This window comes from Ruegeria sp. P10 (assembly GCF_056534925.1).
Genome location: NZ_JBQERJ010000001.1, coordinates 630,866 through 650,100, shown reverse-complemented (window position 1 = coordinate 650,100; position 19,235 = coordinate 630,866). Strand labels below are relative to the sequence as shown.

The 19,235-nt window shown below is 57.4% G+C and carries 20 protein-coding genes; 12 read left to right on the top strand and 8 right to left on the bottom strand.

Annotated elements, in window-relative coordinates:
* The 3 genes from ACR0FB_RS03275 to tig all read left to right on the top strand — a co-directional run.
* Window positions 1-1,533: NAD(P)H-hydrate dehydratase (locus tag ACR0FB_RS03275; RefSeq protein WP_480894150.1), on the top strand; the 1,533-nt coding region annotated here is incomplete at its 5' end.
* A gap of 308 nt (window positions 1,534-1,841) precedes the next feature.
* Window positions 1,842-2,966: a porin gene (locus ACR0FB_RS03270; protein WP_171631603.1), complete on the top strand. Its 1,125-nt coding sequence runs from the start codon at window positions 1,842-1,844 to the stop codon at window positions 2,964-2,966.
* 184 nt (window positions 2,967-3,150) lie between these two features.
* On the top strand, window positions 3,151-4,482 hold the full coding sequence (gene tig / locus ACR0FB_RS03265; RefSeq protein WP_171631608.1) for a trigger factor: 1,332 nt from the start codon (window positions 3,151-3,153) through the stop codon (window positions 4,480-4,482).
* A 101-nt stretch (window positions 4,483-4,583) separates the two neighbouring features.
* Here the strand turns inward: tig and ACR0FB_RS03260 are convergent, their stop codons facing one another.
* The 6 genes from ACR0FB_RS03260 to rpsF all read right to left on the bottom strand — a co-directional run bounded on the left by ACR0FB_RS03260 (window position 4,584) and on the right by rpsF (window position 8,368).
* Window positions 4,584-5,438, bottom strand: coding sequence for an acyl-homoserine-lactone synthase (locus ACR0FB_RS03260; RefSeq protein ID WP_171631612.1), 855 nt, complete (start codon window positions 5,436-5,438; stop codon window positions 4,584-4,586).
* Between the two features lie 107 nt (window positions 5,439-5,545).
* Window positions 5,546-6,247, bottom strand: coding sequence for an autoinducer binding domain-containing protein (locus tag ACR0FB_RS03255; protein ID WP_171631615.1), 702 nt, complete (start codon window positions 6,245-6,247; stop codon window positions 5,546-5,548).
* 236 nt (window positions 6,248-6,483) lie between these two features.
* Window positions 6,484-6,969 (bottom strand): lytic transglycosylase domain-containing protein, encoded by a 486-nt coding sequence (locus tag ACR0FB_RS03250; RefSeq protein ID WP_170343916.1) that lies wholly within the window; start codon window positions 6,967-6,969, stop codon window positions 6,484-6,486.
* A gap of 156 nt (window positions 6,970-7,125) precedes the next feature.
* On the bottom strand, window positions 7,126-7,746 hold the full coding sequence (rplI, locus tag ACR0FB_RS03245; protein WP_170343917.1) for a 50S ribosomal protein L9: 621 nt from the start codon (window positions 7,744-7,746) through the stop codon (window positions 7,126-7,128).
* Window positions 7,747-7,758: 12 nt separating this feature from the next.
* Window positions 7,759-7,986, bottom strand: coding sequence for a 30S ribosomal protein S18 (gene rpsR, locus ACR0FB_RS03240; protein ID WP_005608650.1), 228 nt, complete (start codon window positions 7,984-7,986; stop codon window positions 7,759-7,761).
* 28 nt (window positions 7,987-8,014) lie between these two features.
* A complete protein-coding gene (rpsF, locus tag ACR0FB_RS03235; protein WP_170343918.1) occupies window positions 8,015-8,368 on the bottom strand; it encodes a 30S ribosomal protein S6 in 354 nt (117 codons plus the stop codon).
* A gap of 283 nt (window positions 8,369-8,651) precedes the next feature.
* Here rpsF and ACR0FB_RS03230 point away from each other — a divergent pair, with 283 nt between their 5' ends.
* Together ACR0FB_RS03230 and ACR0FB_RS03225 are read left to right on the top strand one after the other, a co-directional pair.
* The gene (locus tag ACR0FB_RS03230; RefSeq protein WP_117868609.1) at window positions 8,652-9,170 is read left to right on the top strand and encodes a hypothetical protein; all 519 of its coding nucleotides are present in this window, start codon (window positions 8,652-8,654) and stop codon (window positions 9,168-9,170) included.
* A 125-nt stretch (window positions 9,171-9,295) separates the two neighbouring features.
* A complete protein-coding gene (locus ACR0FB_RS03225; protein WP_170343919.1) occupies window positions 9,296-9,868 on the top strand; it encodes a YceI family protein in 573 nt (190 codons plus the stop codon).
* A gap of 60 nt (window positions 9,869-9,928) precedes the next feature.
* Here the strand turns inward: ACR0FB_RS03225 and ACR0FB_RS03220 are convergent, their stop codons facing one another.
* Window positions 9,929-11,155, bottom strand: a complete 1,227-nt coding sequence (locus ACR0FB_RS03220) for a cytochrome b/b6 domain-containing protein (RefSeq protein WP_480619688.1) — start codon at window positions 11,153-11,155, stop codon at window positions 9,929-9,931.
* Between the two features lie 174 nt (window positions 11,156-11,329).
* Here ACR0FB_RS03220 and fabD point away from each other — a divergent pair, with 174 nt between their 5' ends.
* The 7 genes from fabD to mltG all read left to right on the top strand — a co-directional run bounded on the left by fabD (window position 11,330) and on the right by mltG (window position 17,639).
* Complete coding sequence (gene fabD / locus ACR0FB_RS03215) at window positions 11,330-12,268, top strand: ACP S-malonyltransferase (protein WP_480619686.1); 939 nt, start codon at window positions 11,330-11,332, stop codon at window positions 12,266-12,268.
* Window positions 12,269-12,310: 42 nt separating this feature from the next.
* Window positions 12,311-13,048 (top strand): 3-oxoacyl-[acyl-carrier-protein] reductase, encoded by a 738-nt coding sequence (fabG, locus tag ACR0FB_RS03210; protein WP_480619685.1) that lies wholly within the window; start codon window positions 12,311-12,313, stop codon window positions 13,046-13,048.
* Window positions 13,049-13,254: 206 nt separating this feature from the next.
* The gene (locus tag ACR0FB_RS03205; RefSeq protein ID WP_008756330.1) at window positions 13,255-13,488 is read left to right on the top strand and encodes an acyl carrier protein; all 234 of its coding nucleotides are present in this window, start codon (window positions 13,255-13,257) and stop codon (window positions 13,486-13,488) included.
* A 138-nt stretch (window positions 13,489-13,626) separates the two neighbouring features.
* The gene (locus tag ACR0FB_RS03200) at window positions 13,627-14,166 is read left to right on the top strand and encodes a GNAT family N-acetyltransferase (RefSeq protein WP_171631641.1); all 540 of its coding nucleotides are present in this window, start codon (window positions 13,627-13,629) and stop codon (window positions 14,164-14,166) included.
* 123 nt (window positions 14,167-14,289) lie between these two features.
* Complete coding sequence (locus tag ACR0FB_RS03195; RefSeq protein ID WP_171631644.1) at window positions 14,290-15,033, top strand: 1-(5-phosphoribosyl)-5-[(5-phosphoribosylamino)methylideneamino]imidazole-4-carboxamide isomerase; 744 nt, start codon at window positions 14,290-14,292, stop codon at window positions 15,031-15,033.
* Window positions 15,034-15,215: 182 nt separating this feature from the next.
* Complete coding sequence (fabF, locus tag ACR0FB_RS03190; protein ID WP_171631648.1) at window positions 15,216-16,481, top strand: beta-ketoacyl-ACP synthase II; 1,266 nt, start codon at window positions 15,216-15,218, stop codon at window positions 16,479-16,481.
* Complete coding sequence (gene mltG / locus ACR0FB_RS03185; protein WP_480619683.1) at window positions 16,482-17,639, top strand: endolytic transglycosylase MltG; 1,158 nt, start codon at window positions 16,482-16,484, stop codon at window positions 17,637-17,639.
* An 81-nt stretch (window positions 17,640-17,720) separates the two neighbouring features.
* Here the strand turns inward: mltG and ACR0FB_RS03180 are convergent, their stop codons facing one another.
* Window positions 17,721-18,986: a DEAD/DEAH box helicase gene (locus ACR0FB_RS03180; protein ID WP_209832756.1), complete on the bottom strand. Its 1,266-nt coding sequence runs from the start codon at window positions 18,984-18,986 to the stop codon at window positions 17,721-17,723.
* Window positions 18,987-19,235 lie beyond the last annotated feature (249 nt).

The window sequence follows — 19,235 nt, the reverse complement described above, 5'->3', positions numbered from 1 at the left end:
GGTCTGGAACTGATGGAGCGGGCCGGCCAGGGTGTGGTTGACGCGATTTTCGAAGGACGGCCCATGTTGGACAGGCGAGGGGCCAGCCCCCCGCGCTCCCCGGGATATTTAGGGCCAGATGAAGAGGATCCGCTGCGCGCAGTGGTGCTGTGCGGACCGGGCAACAATGGGGGTGACGGGTTTGTCGTGGCGCGGCTTTTGCAGAAGCAGGGGTGGGCGGTTGAGGTGTTCCTGTATGGAGACCCGCAAAAGCTGCCACCGGATGCGCGGGTGAATTATGAGAGATGGCGGGCAAAGAACGAGGTTCGCGTCTTCGCTGTCGACTCCGCCCCGTTGGCGGACGATTTTCTTGGGTTTCCAAAGAGCATTGATCTGGTTGTCGACGGGGCTTTTGGCACGGGTCTCACCCGGCCATTTGCAGGGGCGTTTTCCATGTTGGCCAATGCGCCGGTCAGAGACCTGCTGCGAGATCGAGGCGTAAAGGTCGTTTCAATTGACGCGCCAAGCGGCTTGTGCGCCGACAGTGGTCGCATTCTTGGTCAGGCGATAGTTGCAGACATGACGGTGACGTTTCACAGTAAAAAGCTTGGGCATGTTCTGGGCGATGGTCCGGTGACCTGCGGGACGGTCCGAACCAAGTCGATCGGGCTTGAACCACTGGAAGACGGTCAGATCGTTCACACGACTGAGGCTGACGGGGTGAAGCTTTCGAAAGGTTCGGTTGGCCACAAATACTCACACGGTCATGCTTTGATCCTGTCCGGGGGGGCGGGCAAAACAGGGGCCGCGCGTTTGGCGGCGCGGGGGGCTTTGCGGGTTGGAGCGGGGTTGGTGACGCTGGGTGTGCCGCCGTCTGCGCAGATGGAGGTTGCCAGCCAGATCACGGCCCTCATGTTGCAGCGGGTTGATGGGGCTGATGGATTGTCTGAAATACTTGAGGATACGCGCCTGAATGCGCTCTGCCTGGGGCCTGCGCTGGGATTCGAGCGGGCGCGGGCACTGGTGCCGATGGCCTTGGCTGCGCGGCGGGCGACCGTGTTGGATGCGGATGCTTTGTCAGCTTTTGCCGAGGATCCCGGCGCCCTGATCGCGCGATTGCACGACAAATGCGTACTGACACCGCATGGCGGGGAATTTGCACGGGTATTCCCGGACATTGCCGCGCAGATGAACGCGCAACCGGCCAAAGGCCCGGCGTTTTCCAAGGTGGACGCAACGCGTGCTGCTGCAAAACGGGCTGGTTGCGTAGTTCTGTTCAAGGGCCCGGACACGGTGATCGCTGTGCCGGATGGCCGGTGCGTGGTCAACTTGGCCGTATACGAAAGAGCGGCCCCATGGTTGGCGACGGCCGGGTCCGGTGATGTGCTGGCAGGGTTCATCGCAGGTTTGTTGGCGCGAGGTTTGCCACCAATGCGGTCGGCGGAAACTGCGGCGTGGCTGCATGTGGAATGTGCGCGCCAGTTCGGGCCGGGTTTGATCGCGGAAGATTTGCCGGAACAGGTGCCGGAGGTTTTCAGAAAGTTGAATATTTGAGTTTGTTGGGCGTGGAACGGCTCAATTCACGGCGAGTCGGCGGAAATCCGCCGTCAAAGTTCGCATCAATGCAGACCGAATGTTTGCCAGATGCATAGCTGGACGTCACAATTTATTTGCACACTGTGCTTTGGATCTTCGAATGGATTCGTAACCGTATGAAATAAAATGAAAAATAACCAATTTTTCGATATGCCATGTTGCGAATTTGCAATGCTTGCGAGGGAGTGAATGCGGGCCACTGGAACGCTCGCATTTCGTAAACAATTGGACAGTACCTGAAACCCGAACCTTTCATGGTGAGTGAAATGACCCTTAACATCAAACCGATATCAATAGCCGCTGTTCTGACTGCGACGACCGCCATCCCGGCTGTGGCGGAAATGAAGTACGAAAACAATAGTGGCGGATATGTACTGTTGTATGGACAGCTGCACCCCGCCTTGATCTCGGTGGATGACGGACAGGATACCGAGACCCGTGTTCTCGACAACGATCTGTCAAACAGCCGTGTTGGCCTGCGTCTTGTGCAGCCATATGGAAGCAACGAATTCCAGTTTTGGTTCGAAACAGGCCTTGGCCTGCCGGGTTCGGCGTCTGCCGATCAATTCGGAACCAACGCAGATGGATGGAATCGCGAAGACATTCGCCATGTGGACTTCTCGTTGAAAGGTGGCTACGGCAAGTTTTCGGCAGGTCAAGGAAGCATGGTCGCCGATGGCGCCGCAGAGGTTGATCTGTCATATGTCGGAACCGCGCTGTATTCGTTTACCAACGATGAAAATGCAGGGTTCTTCTATCGCGACACGACCGGAATGCTGAGCGGTATTACGGTGGGTGACAGTTCCAGCAACTTTGACGGCGCGCGGCGTGGTCGTGTGCGGTATGATACGCCGTCGTTCAATGGGTTCTCCGCCGGATTCGCTTACGGTCAGAACATTTTGTCCAGCAGCGACGACGACGACTATTATGACGTCGGTCTGTTTTACGAAAACACTTTTGCCGGTGGTGTGGAGTTCGCTGCAGCCGTTGCCTATTCGGTAAGAGACCGGGATAACAATTCGGGGGATCGCAAAGATACGATCGGTTCTGCTTCTGTCCTGCTTCCCAGTGGCCTGGGCTTTACGATTGCGGGCGGTACGCGCGACGATGATCAGGCCGGTGCCACGGATCCGAACTATTGGTACGGTAAGATCTCGTACGAAGGCAACTGGGTGTCCTGGGGCAAGACTGGCGTCGGTATCGACTATTATGATGGCTCGGATTTCCAGAGCAACGGTTCTGACACCAAAGCCTGGGGTATCGCGGTCGTGCAGAAAGTCGAACCGATCAACACGGATGTCTATCTGAAATACCGCAACCACGATTTCGATGACGGCACATCCTTTGACAACAACGAGGCATGGGTTCTGGGCGCACGCTGGAAGTTCTGATTGCCCGGCTGGAACAAGCGCGAACGCCCCGGTTTCCGGGGCGTTCTTTTTTGCGGTTTTGGCGATCAAATACCACTGGATTCAGCCTTTGCCCCTTGCACGTGGGCGGCTGGGCAAATAGAAGGCTTCAAATTTGCCCGGCGCGCCCTTTTTGCGCGCCCCGAATCCTATGGGGACTACCATAATGCAGGTTACCGAGACGCTGAACGAAGGTCTGAAACGTGGCTACAACATCGTTGTGTCAGCAGCCGAGCTGGACGAGAAGGTCAATGAAAAGCTGACCGAGGCGCAGCCGGAAATCGAAATGAAAGGTTTCCGCAAAGGCAAGGTGCCAATGGCCCTGCTGAAAAAGCAGTTTGGCCAGCGCCTGTTGGGCGAGGCGATGCAGGAAACTATCGACGGCGCCATGAACAAGCATTTCGAAGACAGCGGTGATCGCCCCGCGCTTCAGCCCGAGGTCAAGATGACCAATGAGGACTGGAAAGAAGGCGATGACGTGGAAGTCGCCATGTCCTACGAGGCGCTACCAGCGATCCCGGAAGTTGACCTGAAATCGGTCGAGTTGGAAAAGCTGATCGTCAAGGCCGATGACGCCGCCGTCGAAGAGGCGCTAAACAATCTGGCGGAAACCGCTCAGGACTTCAAAGCGCGCCGCAAGGGGTCAAAAGCCAAGGACGGCGACCAGATCGTGTTCGATTTCGTTGGCAAGGTTGACGGCGAAGAATTCGAAGGTGGTTCGGCAGAGGATTACCCGCTGGTTCTGGGCTCGAACAGCTTCATCCCCGGCTTCGAAGATCAACTGATTGGCGTGAAAGCCGAAGAAGTAAAGGACGTCAACGTTACGTTCCCTGAAGAGTACGGTGCCGAGCATCTGGCCGGAAAAGACGCCGTGTTCACCTGCACAATCAAGGAAGTCAAAGAACCGGTTGCTGCGGAAGTGAACGACGAACTGGCCAAAAAATTCGGCGCCGAAGATCTTGAAGCCCTGAAAAGCCAGATCGCAGAGCGCCTGGAAGCTGAATATGCAGGTGCATCTCGCGCCGTGATCAAGCGCGCTTTGCTGGATGCGCTGGACGAGAAGGTGTCGTTCGATCTGCCGCCGTCGCTGGTTGAAGCCGAGGCCAAGCAGATTGCGCATCAACTGTGGCACGAAGAAAACCCAGAAGTCGAAGGCCACGATCATGACCCGATCGAGCCAACGGACGAGCACACCAAGCTGGCCGAGCGCCGCGTGCGCCTGGGCCTGTTGCTGGCTGAACTGGGCCAGAAGGCCGAGGTTGAAGTCACCGACGCTGAGATGACACAGGCAATCATGAACCAGGCACGTCAGTACCCGGGTCAGGAACGTCAGTTCTTTGAGTTCGTTCAGCAGAACGCACAGATGCAACAACAGCTGCGTGCGCCGATCTTTGAAGACAAGGTTGTGGACTACGTTTTGGAGCTGGCTCAGGTCACTGACAAGGAAGTCAGCAAAGACGACCTTAAGAAAGCCGTTGAGGCACTGGAAGAGGAGTAATCCTCTTCCTTCCCTTCATCGGAAGAAGGGAGAAAAAAACGGAGCCGCCTGCAATCAGACGGCTCCGCATGGGTGGCTTTTGTATCTATGAGGTGAGGGGGTCAGGCCTCATGAGCAAAAGCACGGGGGGTTTCCAAAAGAGCGGTTTTTTGTTCTGGCGTGAAGGTATCCGTAAGCGCTTCGATCAGCTTGAGGACATCTTTCCGTTCAGCTTCGGTTTTTGCCGCGCTCATCTGTTCCACAAAGTACTTCTCTAGATCGGTGAGTGGTTTGTGATCCTGATTCGCAGGATTCTTGGCTGCGGCTTTCTTCGCGGCAAACAGGGCCAGCGCTTCTTCGTCGTCCATGAAGACGTCATTGTGAATGTCCGCAAATTCACGCAGACCGGCGATACGTTCTTCGGTGCAGTCCAACAAAGCAGCCAATGCGTGAACCTTGCCCATTGGAACCGTCTTGCCGACATAGTCATAAGGCGCGCAATTCGAACGCTTCAGCACCCGATCCATGACCGGATCGATCACAGTGATGATGTCCTGAATACCTGCGTTTTTCGCATATTCCAAAGAACCGATCATCAACTCGCAAGTCGCGTAGGAGACTGAGTTCTTTTCCTTGCCACGCGTGAGGCGTTGGGTGTCTACGCAGAAACGGGTGGATTCCCACATGGTTGCGCTGCGAAGAGGTGCTTCGCCGCAAAGGATCGCCGAGAAGACATCCGACAACATGTGTGGTCCGGTGGTCTGGAGGGCACGCACGGCTGCGACGACATTCCCCTCATCGTCGAGTCCGATTACATATGCCGGGTCCAGTTGATCGAACTCGTCGATTTCTTTTCCGTCTTGAATGTTGACGTCCCATCCCAGGCGCCCACCAAAAACACGTGCTCTCAGCTCGAACATTTCGTCAAGAACTTCGCTGAACATATGTCTGTTCAGGCCATCTACCACGATGATCATTTCTTCCCCCTTCGAGTGGTTGTTCGGTAATTTAGAAGTTACCGGGCCCGGGGAGATTTTCTATTGGGGGTTTCCCGTATTTTGGCGAAATTTGGCGATTTTTTTGTTTAACTTGGGGTAATAAGCCCAATTGCAATCGCGCGGCCAACGGCCTGAGGGGTGGTCAGCGCACTAAGCTTTTCTCGGCTGGAACGCAAGTGCACTTCTACGGTTCGGTGCGAAATGGACAGAATATCGCCGATATCCTGTTGCGATTTCCCCGCTGCAACCCACTGCAATATCTCTGTCTCACGTCTGGAGAGCGTTGGATGATACAGCGCGCTGGTCAATTCGTCTGATGAAACCACGTTGTCATGGATGTGTACTGCCATCGACTGCAAGTCACTGATGACATGCGTATAAAGCTTGCGCCATTCCTCTTTGCTGCAATTGCGCGTTGCGCTCAGCAGGCCGATATCCCCATAGGGGCCGCGCACGGGAATCGTAACGCCTTGGTTCGGCAATCCAAAATCATGGGCATCCCGGAATACACGTTGGAAATCGGGGCTGCGCTCGAGGCGGCTCCAATCCACCGGCGCGATGCTGCGGCGGGCCATGTGGATGGTCGGGTCGATCATGATCAGACCCTGGTTCTGGTAGTGCTTGTTCCAGGCGTCGTCATAGGTCACAAAGCCTGCCACCGTACCGGCTGCCGGGTTCATGCCAGCATATGCAGCATGATCCATATCATGCTTCTCACAGATTTGCCTTAGAAATTCGGTGTATCGAACTTCTGAATCCGGCAGAGTGCTCAGATCGACAATTTCCATGTGGCGCCTACTAGCTGCGGCCCATCTTACAGCCCGATGGTGTCGTCGAGCATGCATATAACACAGAGTGGAACCCGTTTACCTCACCGGGTCAGAACACCACACTTTCCTAAACATGACAAGGCGAGGTACTAATTGTCTGCGCAATTCCAATTATTGAGACACTCAATAGAACATTTTTGTCACTATTCGGCAAAAAGTGCTAATTTCACGCGGTTTTCTGACGCTAATCACCGTCATTTGGCCGGTTTCAACCCAGTTTCCACCAGCAATCCGCGCGCTTTGGCTTCGGGGTAAAAACCCTTGGCATAAAGAAATATGGCCCGATCCTGGTTGCCATCAGACAGAAGCCAGGCACCGCGAAGGTATTTCCCGGCAAATTCAAGATTGGTGTCGGCGTCCAAAAGGCCTTCGGCGTTTCCGGTGTATCCCATGGATCGTGCGGTGGCCGGAAGGATTTGCAGCAGCCCATAGTAGGGTCGGTTGACCGCCCAGGGGCGATGTGTGCTTTCGCGAATGGCAAGCTTGTGAACAAGCTCTCGCGGAAGCTGGTAGTGGTCGGCCCATTTGTTTATCGACGCGCGAAGTTCCGGCGTTTCGTTCGGATAGAGCGGAGGATTGAATTGTTGTGTCTCCGCCTTGGATACTTCTCCTGCACCGCAGGCAACCAACGGGGCTGTCAGTAAGAGTGCCAAGAGATTGCGACGGTTGAACAGGGGCATTGGTTTCTCCGGAGTTTCGAGTGGCAATGATATGGTCTGAGTATTTAGCTGCAAGATTATGGACGGAGTTGGGCTGAAATTCGCTGGTTTGGCTCGGCGACAAGAAAAAAGGCCGCGCTGAAGCACGGCCTTTGTTTTGTTCGAAACCTTGCCGGATCAGGCTTTGGCTTCGTCTTCCTCGGCAGGAGCGGCTTCCGGGGCCAGCTCTTCGTCCTCGGACGCGGCCGAGCCGATGTCGTCGAACAGTTCAGCGATCTCGAATTCAGCGGCTGCTTCTTCTTCTGCGGCCAGTTCCTGGATCGATTTGCCCGAGGCCTGAAGTTCGGCTTCTTCTTCCGAACGCGCCACGTTCATCTTGATTTCAACTTCGACTTCGGGGTGCAGCTTGACTGCAACCGAGTGCAGGCCCAGTTCCTTGATCGGATTGATCAGGATAACCTGCTTTTTGTCGACGGTGAATCCGGCTTCGGTTGCAGCGTCTGCGGCGTCACGCGGGGTGACTGAGCCGTACAGAGCGCCAGCATCCGATGCTGAGCGAATCACGATGAACTGCTGTCCGTCCAGCTTTTCAGCCAGTGCTTCAGCTTCTTTCTTGGTTTCCAGGTTGCGTGCCTCAAGCTGCGCTTTCTGGGCTTCGAACGACGCGATGTTGGCGTCCGAGGCGCTCAGGGCTTTGCCCTGGGGCAGCAGGAAGTTGCGGGCGTAGCCGGGCTTGACGTCAACGACGTCACCCATCTGACCCAGTTTCGCAACGCGTTCCAGAAGGATAACTTGCATGTCAGTCTCTCCTTACTTCACGGCGTAGGGCAGCAGGGCGAGGAAGCGGGCGCGCTTGATAGCACGGGCCAGTTCACGCTGCTTTTTCGCCGAAACGGCGGTGATGCGCGAGGGCACGATCTTGCCGCGCTCAGAGATGTAGCGCTGTAGCAGACGGGTGTCCTTGTAGTCGATTTTCGGCGCGTTCTCACCCGAGAACGGGCAGACCTTGCGGCGGCGGAAAAATGGTTTTGCGGCCATGGTTTAATGTCCTTTCCTCAGGCGGTGATCAACGACGCTCGCGGCGGTCGCCACGTTCGTCACGCTTCTGCATCTGAACCGACGGGCCGTCTTCGTGACCGTCAACCTTGATGGTCAGAACGCGCATGACGTCATCATGCAGGCGCATCAGGCGTTCCATTTCCTGAACCGCACCCGAGGGCGCATCGGTCTTCATAAAGGCATAGTGGCCCTTGCGGTTCTTGTTGATCTTGTAGGCCATCGTCTTGACGCCCCAATACTCGCTGTCGACAAGCTTGCCGCCGTTGTCAGCCAGTACGGTGCCGAAATGTTCGACGAGGCTTTCCGCCTGCGCGTTGGACAGATCCTGACGCGCGATCATTACATGCTCATACAGTGGCATGTGCACTCCTGTTTATGTCAAGGCGCATTTCATAGGCGGGGCCATCCGGTCCTTCGCGACCCTGCCACGAGAGGCTGCGCGATTCATTTGATTGCGAAGGATGGCCCCGTATACACGTTTGAACCGCAGGAGCAAGCCCCGCCACATATGCCTTTGAGACGCCGCCCAATTTCCTTTGGGGTGCCCAAATGCTGACGCTTTTCGGCTCAAAGTTGTTTTGCATACCGGACGTTACCCGGACCAAACAGAAATTCGACAGTAACCTGATAAAGGGTGAAGTGTTATGACCGCGACAAATACAAACACATACCGGGAAGAGGCGGCAAGCTCGCGCTTTGAGCATTCGGTGCCGGTAATGATTGCCTTCGCGCCAAACTGGAAGGCCCGTTTGATCCTGGCGCGGTTGGTCGGAGCGTTCCTGATCTTTTCCGCGTTTTCGATGTGGCTGATGCCGGGTTCGATCGTGGGTGCAGATGTCTGGCCGATCAAGATGGTGGCCTCGATGCTGTTTCTGATCGTCGGTGTCAGTTTGCTGACGATCGAAGTTCTTGATCAGCGCCCGGATGCCTATTTTGATCCGATCCGCCGCGAAGTCCGTGTTCTGCAAAAGAACGAAGACGGGCGCCCTCAGACAGTGCTGCGCCGCAGCTATGAATCGCTGGGTGGTGCGCGTTTTGAAGAAAACGAAGTTCACCTGTTCGATGTGGATGGAAGCCTTTTGATGAAGCTGCCCCTTGAATCGGCGGATGTCAGCCGAGCGTTGAAGGGACAATTGAGCAAGAGCGTAACAATTTTCGGCTGAACTTTATTCTGTTCAAAAAGGAACAGATGTTGTGACTCGAAAAAGGTTGTGTGCCGCCGATAGGCGGCACATTTTGTTTGTGAGCAACCCAGACGGTTTGCATTCACAAAAACGCGGAGATTGTTATGAAATCCACCCTTCTTGCTGCTGCACTGGCCGTATCGGCGACCACGGCATTCGCCAGCGCCGAGAAATACGTGCTGGACCCGAGCCACAGCCAGGTTGTCTTCAGCTATGACCACTTGGGCTTTTCAACCACAACCGGCATGTTCTCGGGCTTTGAGGGCGAGATCATGTTTGACCAGGAAAATCCCGCCGCCTCCAGCGTGAGCGTATCGATGCCGGTACTGGAAATGTTCACCGGCTGGAAGCCGCGTGAAGATCACTTCATGACCGAAGATTTCTTTGGTGCGACCGAGGGCGATCTGATTACCTTTACCTCGACTGGTATCGAAGTGACCGGTGAAAACACTGCCAATATCACCGGCGACCTGACCATGAACGGCGTGACCAAATCTGTTGTTCTGGACGCCAAACTGAACAAGGTTGACACCCACCCGATGGCAAACAAGCCATGGGCCGGTTTCAACGCCACCACGACCCTTGTCCGTAGTGAATTTGATCTGGGCCAGTTCGCACCGTTTGTAAGTGACGAAGTGCAGGTGCAGATCTCGGTCGAAGCGCAAAAAGCCGAATAAGCGCAAGACAACGAACACGAAAACCGCCGGTGATCCTGTCACCGGCGGTATTTTTTGGCATTACTGACTGCGGGACGCGGCGAGTTCCACAGCGACGGTGACGATGAAGCCGAGCGAGTCTTCGGTGGGCTGCGATGCGCCGATGCCGAAATCCAACCTGTTCAGATCAACCGAGCCCGTCATGGTCGCGGTGTCGTCCTGAAGGTCCAGTGAAAACGGGAGTATGATATCGATCGTCTTGTCGCGGATTGTCAGTGGTCCGCGTGCCTCATATCCGCTTTCGGTTTTGAAAATGTCAGCCGTGAACTGGGCCGTCGGAAACTGGGCGTTGTTGAAGAAATCCGCACCCATGGCCTGTTCGGTTACGGTTCCGAGGCTGAGAGACCCTATTGCGATCGTGACCTCGACGGACCCGGCCGGGCCAGGCTCGGCAGGGTCGTCAAAAGCAATTGCGGCTGTCCAGTCGGAAAACGAGCCGGTGACCGGGCTACCCAATTGGGAAATCGTGATGGACAGGGTGCCGTTCTGAACCTGCCAGTCTGATTGCACCTCGGCCAGTTGGACGTCGGCGTCATCATCGTCGGCCTCACGCGCAAATTCGCCAGAGACCCAGCCGCCGGTGAGGACAAGCGCCCAAACGGCCACCGCGGCGACGGCGGGCACAAGGGAATGATGCTGGTGTGGAGGCTCCGGTGCGTCCGACCCACCCGGCAACATCCTGCGCAACGTGCTGTCTTTGTCTATGACGTGATGCTTCAACGCTCCGGCAACATGCAGGGCCAGCGCGCCGACGAGCGTCCACATGAACAGCCAATGCAGAACGCCTGTCACCTCGGCCACAATGGTTGATTTCGCTACAAAAGGCAGATTTTGGCCGAAGGGCCAGAGGATTGGAGCAAACCCTTCGGTTGCGGCGTGGTGCACCCAACCGGTCAGTGGCACAAGCACCAGTGACCCATAAAGAAGCCAGTGGACGGTTTCGGCGGCAAAAGCCTCGGGCTTGTTGTCGGCATTCAGCAGGCCGGGCTTGGTTTGCGTGAAGGCCCACACTATCCGAGCCAAAGCAACGAAGAACACGGTGACGCCTATGGTTTTGTGCAATGAGAACATGCGCGCCGCGCGTGCGATTTCGGCCTCGCTTGGGGCTGTGGAGGCATGCAAGACGGCATGGGCCAGGTTGTCCGCGATCCAGCCGAGCGGCAGGGCCGTGAAGATCAGCAACGCGGTGAGCCAGTGAAACGTCTTTGCGACACTTCCGTAGCTTGAGAAGGAATTGGTCGAGGCCATGGGTGCAACGCTCCGAGATTCTGTGCTGCGCCCAAGTTAAGGTTATCGGAAGTCGGCACAAGTAAGCGCTTGTGCACAGCCAAGGTGCCAGAATGCAGAACAAAGGCAGTGCTTGTGCCAGACGTTCAGTCAGTTTACACCCCGCCGCAACCTGACATCATCCATGAGGTTGCAATGACACTCGCGTTCGTTTTTCCGGGGCAGGGCGCCCAGACCATCGGTATGGGCAAAGCACTGGCCGATGCCTATCCGGCGGCGCAGGCCGTCTTCGATGAGGTGGACGAGGCACTGGGAGAGAAGCTGAGCAGATTGATCTGGGAAGGCGACATCGCCGACTTGACGCTGACTCAGAACGCCCAGCCTGCTCTTATGGCGACATCCATGGCGGCAATGCGTGCGCTGGAAGCCGAAGGCGTTTCGGTTGGTCAGGCAGCTTTCGTGGCGGGTCATTCCTTGGGTGAATACTCGGCCCTTGCGGCAGCGGGGGCTCTGTCGGTTGCGGATACCGCGCGCTTGCTGCGCACCCGCGGTCTGGCGATGCAAAGTGCCGTACCGGTGGGCGAGGGCGCAATGGCGGCCATTCTTGGAGTGGACCTGGAGGCGGTGCGCGCCGTTGCAGAAGAAGCCGCGCAGGGGCAGGTCTGTCAGGCTGCCAATGACAACGATCCAACCCAGGTCGTTGTGTCCGGTTCCAAGGCCGCTGTCGAGCGTGCCGCCGAGATTGCCAAGGAAAAAGGCGCAAAACGTGCTGTTATGTTGCCTGTAAGTGCTCCATTTCACTGTGCGCTGATGCAGCCTGCGGCAGATGTCATGGCGGAAGCGCTTGCTGCCGTCGAGATAAAGGCGCCTTCCGTGCCTTTGGTGGCCAATGTGCGCGCCGAAGCCGTCAGTGATCCGGATCTGATACGTCAGTTGCTGGTGGAACAGGTGACCGGTTCGGTTCGCTGGCGGGAAAGCGTTCAGTTCATGGCCGCGCAGGGCGTGACTGAAACGTGGGAAATCGGTGCTGGCAAAGCGTTGTCCGGCATGATCCGCAAGATCGATCGTGCCATTGCAGGCAAGGCAGTGGGCACACCGGAAGATGTTCAAAAGGCCATTCAGGCCGAATCGTAAGCTCAAAAAGCGTCGTGGCCGACGCACCAAGAGGAAAACCGAATGTTTGATTTGACAGGTAAGAATGCGCTGATCACCGGTGCTTCGGGCGGTATCGGAGGCGACATTGCACGTGCGTTGCACGGCGCTGGCGCAGCGGTCGGATTGTCCGGTACACGTGTCGAGCCATTGCAGGCTCTGGCAGACGAACTGGGCGAACGCGCGCATGTGTTGCCTTGCAATCTGAGCGATCCGGAGGCCGTCGAAGCGTTGCCAAAGCAAGCGGCCGAGGTGATGGGATCGGTGGATATCCTGGTGAACAATGCGGGTATCACGCGCGACAACCTGTTCATGCGCATGTCCGATGAGGAATGGCAGAGCGTTATTGACGTGAACATGACCTCGACGATGAAACTGTGCAAAGGTGTGATCCGCGGCATGATGAAGTCACGCTGGGGCCGGATCGTGAATGTCTCGTCCGTGGTTGCCGCGATTGGCAACCCGGGGCAGGCCAACTATGCTGCGTCAAAAGCCGGGATGATAGGGTTTTCCAAGGCTTTGGCTCACGAAGTGGCAACGCGCGGAATTACCGTGAATGCCGTGGCTCCGGGCTTTATCACCACGGCAATGACCGAGAAGCTGACCGAGGAGCAGAAAAAGGGTCTGTTGCTCAAGGTTCCGGCGGGTCGCATGGGTGAACCCGAAGAAATTGCAGCGGCTGTACTGTATCTTGCCAGCCCCGAAGCGGGTTATGTTACCGGAAGCACCTTGCATGTGAACGGCGGCATGGCCATGTTGTGATCGCCACAGGGGCAGCGCGAAAGCGTTTGCCTCTTGCGTCGACTATGCTATAGGCGGCGCATCTATGCGGGGCCGGTTGTTCAGGTCGGCCTTCGACTTCCCGGTTCGCCGGGACCCAAACCGCCCGAAACGGGCAAATCAAAGCCAACCCGTGCGGGCAAGGGCAGAATCGGGCAGACCGCCCTGTAAAGGAATGAGGAATAGACATGAGCGACGTCGCAGATCGCGTTAAGAAGATCGTTGTTGAGCACCTGGGTGTTGAAGAAGATAAAGTCGCGGAAAACGCGTCCTTCATCGATGATCTGGGCGCAGACAGCCTGGACACCGTTGAACTGGTCATGGCCTTCGAAGAAGAGTTCGGCATCGAAATCCCCGATGACGCTGCCGAGACCATCCAGACCTTCGGCGACGCCGTAAAGTTCATCAGCGAAGCGTCCTAAGCGTTTCCCTCTGATCAAATGCGGCGCTTCCGGGCAACGGAGGCGCCGTTTTTTTATGCCTGTTCAAAATTCAGGCTTGCGCGGTCATTTTTGGATGCGCACTGTTTCCATTGAGGCAAAATTCCAAGTGGACAGGGCATGATAAGATCCACTCCCATGATAAATACCGCGCGTTTGACGCTGTGTGCCATGCGCCCGGAGGACTTTGACCGGTTCGCCGAGATCTGGAGAGATCCGTGCGTCGTTCAGCATATTGGCGGCTCACCCCGATCGCGCGGAGAAGCATGGGATTCCTTTTTGCGCAATGCCGGGCATTGGCACATGGCCGGGTTTGGACAATGGGGTGTGCTGCAACAATCGGATCGAAAGCTGATCGGACAGGCCGGTTTCTTTTACGGAAACCGCCGGATGGGCGAGGATTTCGACGGGTTTCCCGAGGCGGGTTGGGTTCTGGCGCCCGAGGCGCAGGGGCAGGGCCTGGGGTATGAGGCGGCCAAGGCAGCGCATGACTGGTTTGACCGGGTGATTCCCGGGCCTTTGGTTGCGATGGTGAATGCGTCCAACGCCTCGTCGCAGAAGCTTGCCAAAAAGCTGGGCTATGTATTGATGCGGGAAGGGGTGTATAATGAAACCCCGGTGCATTTGCTTCGGCGCAACGGGCCACCTGCGCTCGCGTAAATCTGCCACTTCGACACTATGCCGCAAAATGGCCAAACTGTGCCGATCCCGGTGATATTGGGAGGGCGTTCCAGGTGTATGCTGCCGGGGATTTTCAGAGCGATTGAGCGGAGGACCGAGCTCATGAGGATATACCCCACTATGGAGTTGCAGAACGGCCGGTGTGTCACGTTGGACAAAGGTCGTTTGGACAACGCTATGATTTGGCACGTAAACCCGGTTGAAACGGCGCGAAGCTGGGCCGAAGCGGGTGCCGAATGGATGCACCTGACTGATTTCGATGCGATAGAGGGAAAAGATACCAACGTCGAATTGATTGAAGAGATTATCCGCGCGGCCGAAATCCCGGTTCAGTTGGCAGGTGGCATGCGGACGCGCGAACAGGTCGAGCGCTGGATCGACAAGGGCGTCGGTCGCGTCGTGATAGGGACGCTGGCAGCGCGCGAGCCGAAGCTGGTCAAGGAATTGGCCACGCTCTACCCGGATCAAATCGTGCTGTCGGTCGATGTCTGGCAAGGTTTTGTAATGACGGATGGCTGGCGCAGCCAAAGCGTATTCACGCCCGAAGCGTTTATCGACGCGTTCGAGGGGGCGCCGTTTGCTGCTATCGTGGTGACCGATATCGACAGCGATATGGAGGACGTTGAAGCTCAACTTGGTTTGATCTCGGGGATCGCCAGTCAGTCGCGCACCCCGGTGATAGCAAGCGGGGTTGTACGTACCGCGGATGACATCTCGCGGCTGGCGTATATTCCCAATATCTCGGGTGCGATCGTGGGGCGTGCATTGTTTCGCAAGACACTTGACCTGACGGATGCTCTGGAAATGGCAAAATCGGCGCATGAGCCGGTGGCACAGTTCCAATAAATACGCTTCGCCCTTTCAACCGGAATCGTGAAAGGGCGGCGCCGATTTCCGTAACCCAAAGCGGTACTGCTTCGGTTACCCGGCGGTGGGAAGCCCGCATGAAATCGCCGTTGCTCTTGCCCCCGGACCCCGGGCCGGGGTAAGAGCGGTTCTCATAACAGGAAGCAGGCAAGAGGCACTTCATGCGCAGAGTCGTTGTAACCGGTCTTGGATTGGTCACTCCTTTGGCCAGCGGGGTCGAGGAAACCTGGTCGCGGCTGCTGGACGGAGAGTCCGGCGCTGGTCCCATCACGCATTTTGATGCGGAAGGCAGTGGTGTCACCACGACCTACGCCTGTGAGGTGCCCCGCGGGGACGGAACCAACGGGACCTTCAATCCCGATGACTGGATGCCGCCGAAAGAGCAGCGCAAGATCGAGGACTTTATCCTGTATTCCATCGCAGCCGCTGAAATGGCGTGCAAGGATGCGAACTGGTTGCCGGAAGATGAAGAGGACCGCCTGCGAACAGGTGTTCTGATCGGTTCTGGCATCGGGGGGTTGGGTTCGATCGCGAATACCGCCAATCTGATCCGCGACAAAGGCCCGCGTCGGGTTTCACCGTTCTTTATTCCGGGTGCTCTGATCAACCTGGCATCAGGTCAGGTGTCGATCCGGCATGGCTTCAAGGGGCCGAACCATTCGGTCGTGACGGCGTGTTCCACCGGTGCCCATGCAATCGGTGACGCCAGCCGTATCATTCGGGCAGGGGACGCAGACGTCATGGTCGCTGGTGGCGGCGAAGGCTGCATCTGCGAGATCGGCATCGCCGGGTTCAACGCATGCAAGGCGTTGTCGACCAAATATGCGGATAATCCAAAGGCGGCCAGCCGACCCTATGACGTTGACCGCGACGGATTCGTCATGGGCGAAGGTGCGGGCATCGTCATCCTGGAAGAGTATGAACACGCGAAGGCCCGCGGTGCGAAGATTTACGCCGAGGTGCTGGGCTATGGCATGTCGGGCGACGCATATCACATCACGGCACCGTCCGAGGACGGTGACGGGGCAGAACGTTCGATGAAAGCCGCGTTGCGCAGCGCGGGGCTGGAGCCGAAGGACCTGGACTACATCAACGCCCATGGCACCTCGACCATGGCGGATACGATCGAACTGGGTGCGGTCGAACGTCTGCTGGGAGACCACGCCGCGAACGCCACCATGACGTCGACCAAATCGGCAACCGGTCACCTTTTGGGTGCAGCGGGGGCGATCGAGGCAATCTTCTCGATTCTGGCGATCCGCGATCAGGTCGCACCTCCGACGATCAACCTGGACAACCCCGCGGTGGAGACACCGATTGATCTGGCCCCGAACGCCAAGCGTGAGCGCGAGATCAACGTGGCCCTGTCGAACTCGTTCGGGTTTGGCGGCACCAATGCCAGCGTGATCTTCGGAAAGGTCAACTAAATGTGGCGGGCCATTGCTTCGAACGCGCTGACCATTCTGGTGGTCGGCCTGTTTCTGATGGGAGGACTGATCCTTTGGGGTCAGACCCAGTACAAGGCCGAAGGCCCGCTTGAAACCGCAATCTGTCTTCAGGTCAGAAGCGGATCGAACATGACACGTGTCAGTCAGGAACTGGAAGAGCAGGGCGCGATCCGCAGTGCCACGATCTTTCGGATGGCCGCCGATTACACGGATCGGGCGCAGCAGTTGAAAGCCGGCAGCTTTCTTGTGCGGGAAGGCGCGTCGATGGAGCAGATCATCGACGAAATTACCAGCAGCGGTGCCAGCACCTGTGGATCCGAGATTGAGTATCGTATCGGTGTGACGCGTGCTCAGACCCGTGTGCGCGAGTTGAACCCAGCGACCCTGGATTTCGTCGAAATCGCGTCGTTTGATCCGTCGGAAGAAGAGGTGCCTGAGGCCTATACCGAGAAACGCAACGAGGCGGACACCCGTTACCGCGTGTCGCTGGCCGAAGGTGTGACCTCGTGGCAGGTGGTCCAGGCGTTGAAGGCGTTCGACGCATTGACAGGTGAGGTGACCGAGATCCCGGCCGAAGGGATGCTGGCGCCTGACAGTTACGATGTTGTGGCGGGCCAGGACCGTAAGGACATTTTGCAGGCGATGCAGGACAAGCAACAATTGCGGATCAACGCCGTTTGGGAAAGCCGTCAGGACGGGTTACCGCTGCAAAGTCCCGAAGAAATGCTGATCCTTGCGTCGATCATCGAAAAGGAAACCGGAGTTCCGGAAGAGCGCGGGCAAGTGGCCAGTGTTTTTGTGAACCGGCTGAAACAGGGGATGCGGTTGCAGACGGACCCGACCGTCATCTATGGCGTCACCAAAGGGCAAGGCACGTTGGGGCGCGGGCTGCGCCGCAGCGAGCTGAACCGACCAACGCCGTGGAACACCTATCAGATAGACGGTTTGCCGCCGACGCCGATTGCCAATCCGGGCTTGGCCAGCCTTGAAGCTGCTGTTGCGCCGGATGACACGGATTTCGTGTTCTTCGTTGCCGATGGCACGGGTGGCCATGCATTTGCCGAAACTTTGCAGGAGCACAATCGCAATGTCGCCAAATGGCGCGAGATTGAGGCAGAGCAGAATTCGGGAAATTGATCTGAACGAAAAATGGTTTCGTTCATCGTGTTGCGCCAACGCCGGTCATTGAACCGGCGTTGGCTTTTTTGTGTTCCGATCTTAGGCCGCCGGACGTTTGCTGCGTGGACGACGCCGTTTGTTTGCTGCGGGTTTTCCTTCCCCGTTGGCGGGCTTGGGTTTGAACCCCCGGCGACGGTTGTTCGGGCGGCGCGCCGGTTTTTCAGGTTGCACGGCTTCGGGCATCGCGCCACTGGCAACTGGAATCTCGATCTTCATCAGCTTTTGAATCTGGCGCAGCAGATCAACTTCTTCCGGTGAACAGAAGGCGATGGCTTCGCCCTCGCGCCCTGCGCGGGCGGTGCGCCCGATACGGTGGACGTAGTTGTCAGGCACCTCGGGCAAGTCGAAGTTGATCACGTAGGCGACGCCCGGGATGTCGATGCCCCGGGCGGCAACGTCGGTGGCGACCAGTATGTTGATTTCGCCCGCGCGAAACGCCTTGATGGCACGATCGCGCTGACCCTGGCTTTTGTTGCCGTGGATGGATGCGGCGTTGTAGCCATCGGCCACAAGCCCTTTCATCAGCCGTTCCGCGCCATGTTTGGTGCGGGTAAAGACCAGTGTCAGAGCGTCCACATCTTTTGACAGGATTTCACGCAGCTTGGCTGGTTTCCCGGGCTTGGAAACGAAGTGCAGAGACTGCGTAATCTTGTCGGCGGCTTTGCCCGGAGGCGAGACCTGCACCCGCTGCGGGTTGGTCAGGTAAGCACGGCTGAGCTCTTCCATCTGCTTCGGCATGGTGGCCGAAAACAACATGGTTTGGCGTGGGGTGCCCAGTGCCGGAGCGATTTTTCGCAGTGCATGGATAAAGCCCAGGTCAAGCATCTGGTCTGCTTCGTCCAGCACCAGATGGCGTACCGCTCCGAGGTTTACCGCGCCCCGCTCCATCAGATCTATCAGGCGGCCCGGTGTGGCGACCAGAATATCGGTGCCACGGGAAAGGAACATTATCTGCTTGTTGATCGATTGGCCGCCGACGACGGTGGCCACACGCAGCTTGGTGCCTTTCGTCAAGGTGCGGAGGCTGTCGGCGATTTGATTCACAAGTTCCCGGGTGGGCGCCAGGATCAGCGCTTTAGCGGTTTTCGGGTCGGGCTTGCCGGGTTGGGCCAGAAGGTGATCGATCAGAGGCAGGCCAAAAGCCAAGGTCTTTCCGGTGCCGGTTTGCGCCAGTCCCAGAATGTCGTGACCATTCAGAGCAAGCGGAATCGCCTGGTTCTGGATCGGGGTGGGTTGAGTGAAATTGGCACGTTTGAGTGCCTCGTTCAGTGCCGGGGCAAGGCCCAGCATATCAAAGTCGAACAAATAACTATCCTTTTGCAGCCCGGAGCGTTTGCCCGCGGACAGGTCATGAAGGGTCGCGCGTTGGCGACCGGCAGGGGTTGTGCGAGACCTCGGGACGAGCAGGCGTATCCTGCGCCATCCGGCCGTCGCGTCAAGAACCCTGCGTGATGGGGAACTGGAATGATGAGTCGGCGCTGTGGGGCGGACGAGGTCCGCTTGGGCTCACGCATCAGCGCTGTGATGTGGGGCACATGAGGGTTCCGCCATGGA

Bases quoted from the DNA above. Each gene is read 5' to 3' on its own strand.
- ACR0FB_RS03270 (WP_171631603.1), top strand. From the start codon at position 1,842: ATGACCCTTAACATCAAACCGATATCAATAGCCGCTGTTCTGACTGCG.
- tig (WP_171631608.1), top strand. From the start codon at position 3,151: ATGCAGGTTACCGAGACGCTGAACGAAGGTCTGAAACGTGGCTACAAC.
- ACR0FB_RS03260 (WP_171631612.1), bottom strand. From the start codon at position 5,438: ATGATCATCGTGGTAGATGGCCTGAACAGACATATGTTCAGCGAAGTT.
- ACR0FB_RS03255 (WP_171631615.1), bottom strand. From the start codon at position 6,247: ATGGAAATTGTCGATCTGAGCACTCTGCCGGATTCAGAAGTTCGATAC.
- ACR0FB_RS03250 (WP_170343916.1), bottom strand. From the start codon at position 6,969: ATGCCCCTGTTCAACCGTCGCAATCTCTTGGCACTCTTACTGACAGCC.
- rplI (WP_170343917.1), bottom strand. From the start codon at position 7,746: ATGCAAGTTATCCTTCTGGAACGCGTTGCGAAACTGGGTCAGATGGGT.
- rpsR (WP_005608650.1), bottom strand. From the start codon at position 7,986: ATGGCCGCAAAACCATTTTTCCGCCGCCGCAAGGTCTGCCCGTTCTCG.
- rpsF (WP_170343918.1), bottom strand. From the start codon at position 8,368: ATGCCACTGTATGAGCATGTAATGATCGCGCGTCAGGATCTGTCCAAC.
- ACR0FB_RS03230 (WP_117868609.1), top strand. From the start codon at position 8,652: ATGACCGCGACAAATACAAACACATACCGGGAAGAGGCGGCAAGCTCG.
- ACR0FB_RS03225 (WP_170343919.1), top strand. From the start codon at position 9,296: ATGAAATCCACCCTTCTTGCTGCTGCACTGGCCGTATCGGCGACCACG.
- ACR0FB_RS03220 (WP_480619688.1), bottom strand. From the start codon at position 11,155: ATGGCCTCGACCAATTCCTTCTCAAGCTACGGAAGTGTCGCAAAGACG.
- fabD (WP_480619686.1), top strand. From the start codon at position 11,330: ATGACACTCGCGTTCGTTTTTCCGGGGCAGGGCGCCCAGACCATCGGT.
- fabG (WP_480619685.1), top strand. From the start codon at position 12,311: ATGTTTGATTTGACAGGTAAGAATGCGCTGATCACCGGTGCTTCGGGC.
- ACR0FB_RS03205 (WP_008756330.1), top strand. From the start codon at position 13,255: ATGAGCGACGTCGCAGATCGCGTTAAGAAGATCGTTGTTGAGCACCTG.
- ACR0FB_RS03200 (WP_171631641.1), top strand. From the start codon at position 13,627: ATGATAAGATCCACTCCCATGATAAATACCGCGCGTTTGACGCTGTGT.
- ACR0FB_RS03195 (WP_171631644.1), top strand. From the start codon at position 14,290: ATGAGGATATACCCCACTATGGAGTTGCAGAACGGCCGGTGTGTCACG.
- fabF (WP_171631648.1), top strand. From the start codon at position 15,216: ATGCGCAGAGTCGTTGTAACCGGTCTTGGATTGGTCACTCCTTTGGCC.
- mltG (WP_480619683.1), top strand. From the start codon at position 16,482: ATGTGGCGGGCCATTGCTTCGAACGCGCTGACCATTCTGGTGGTCGGC.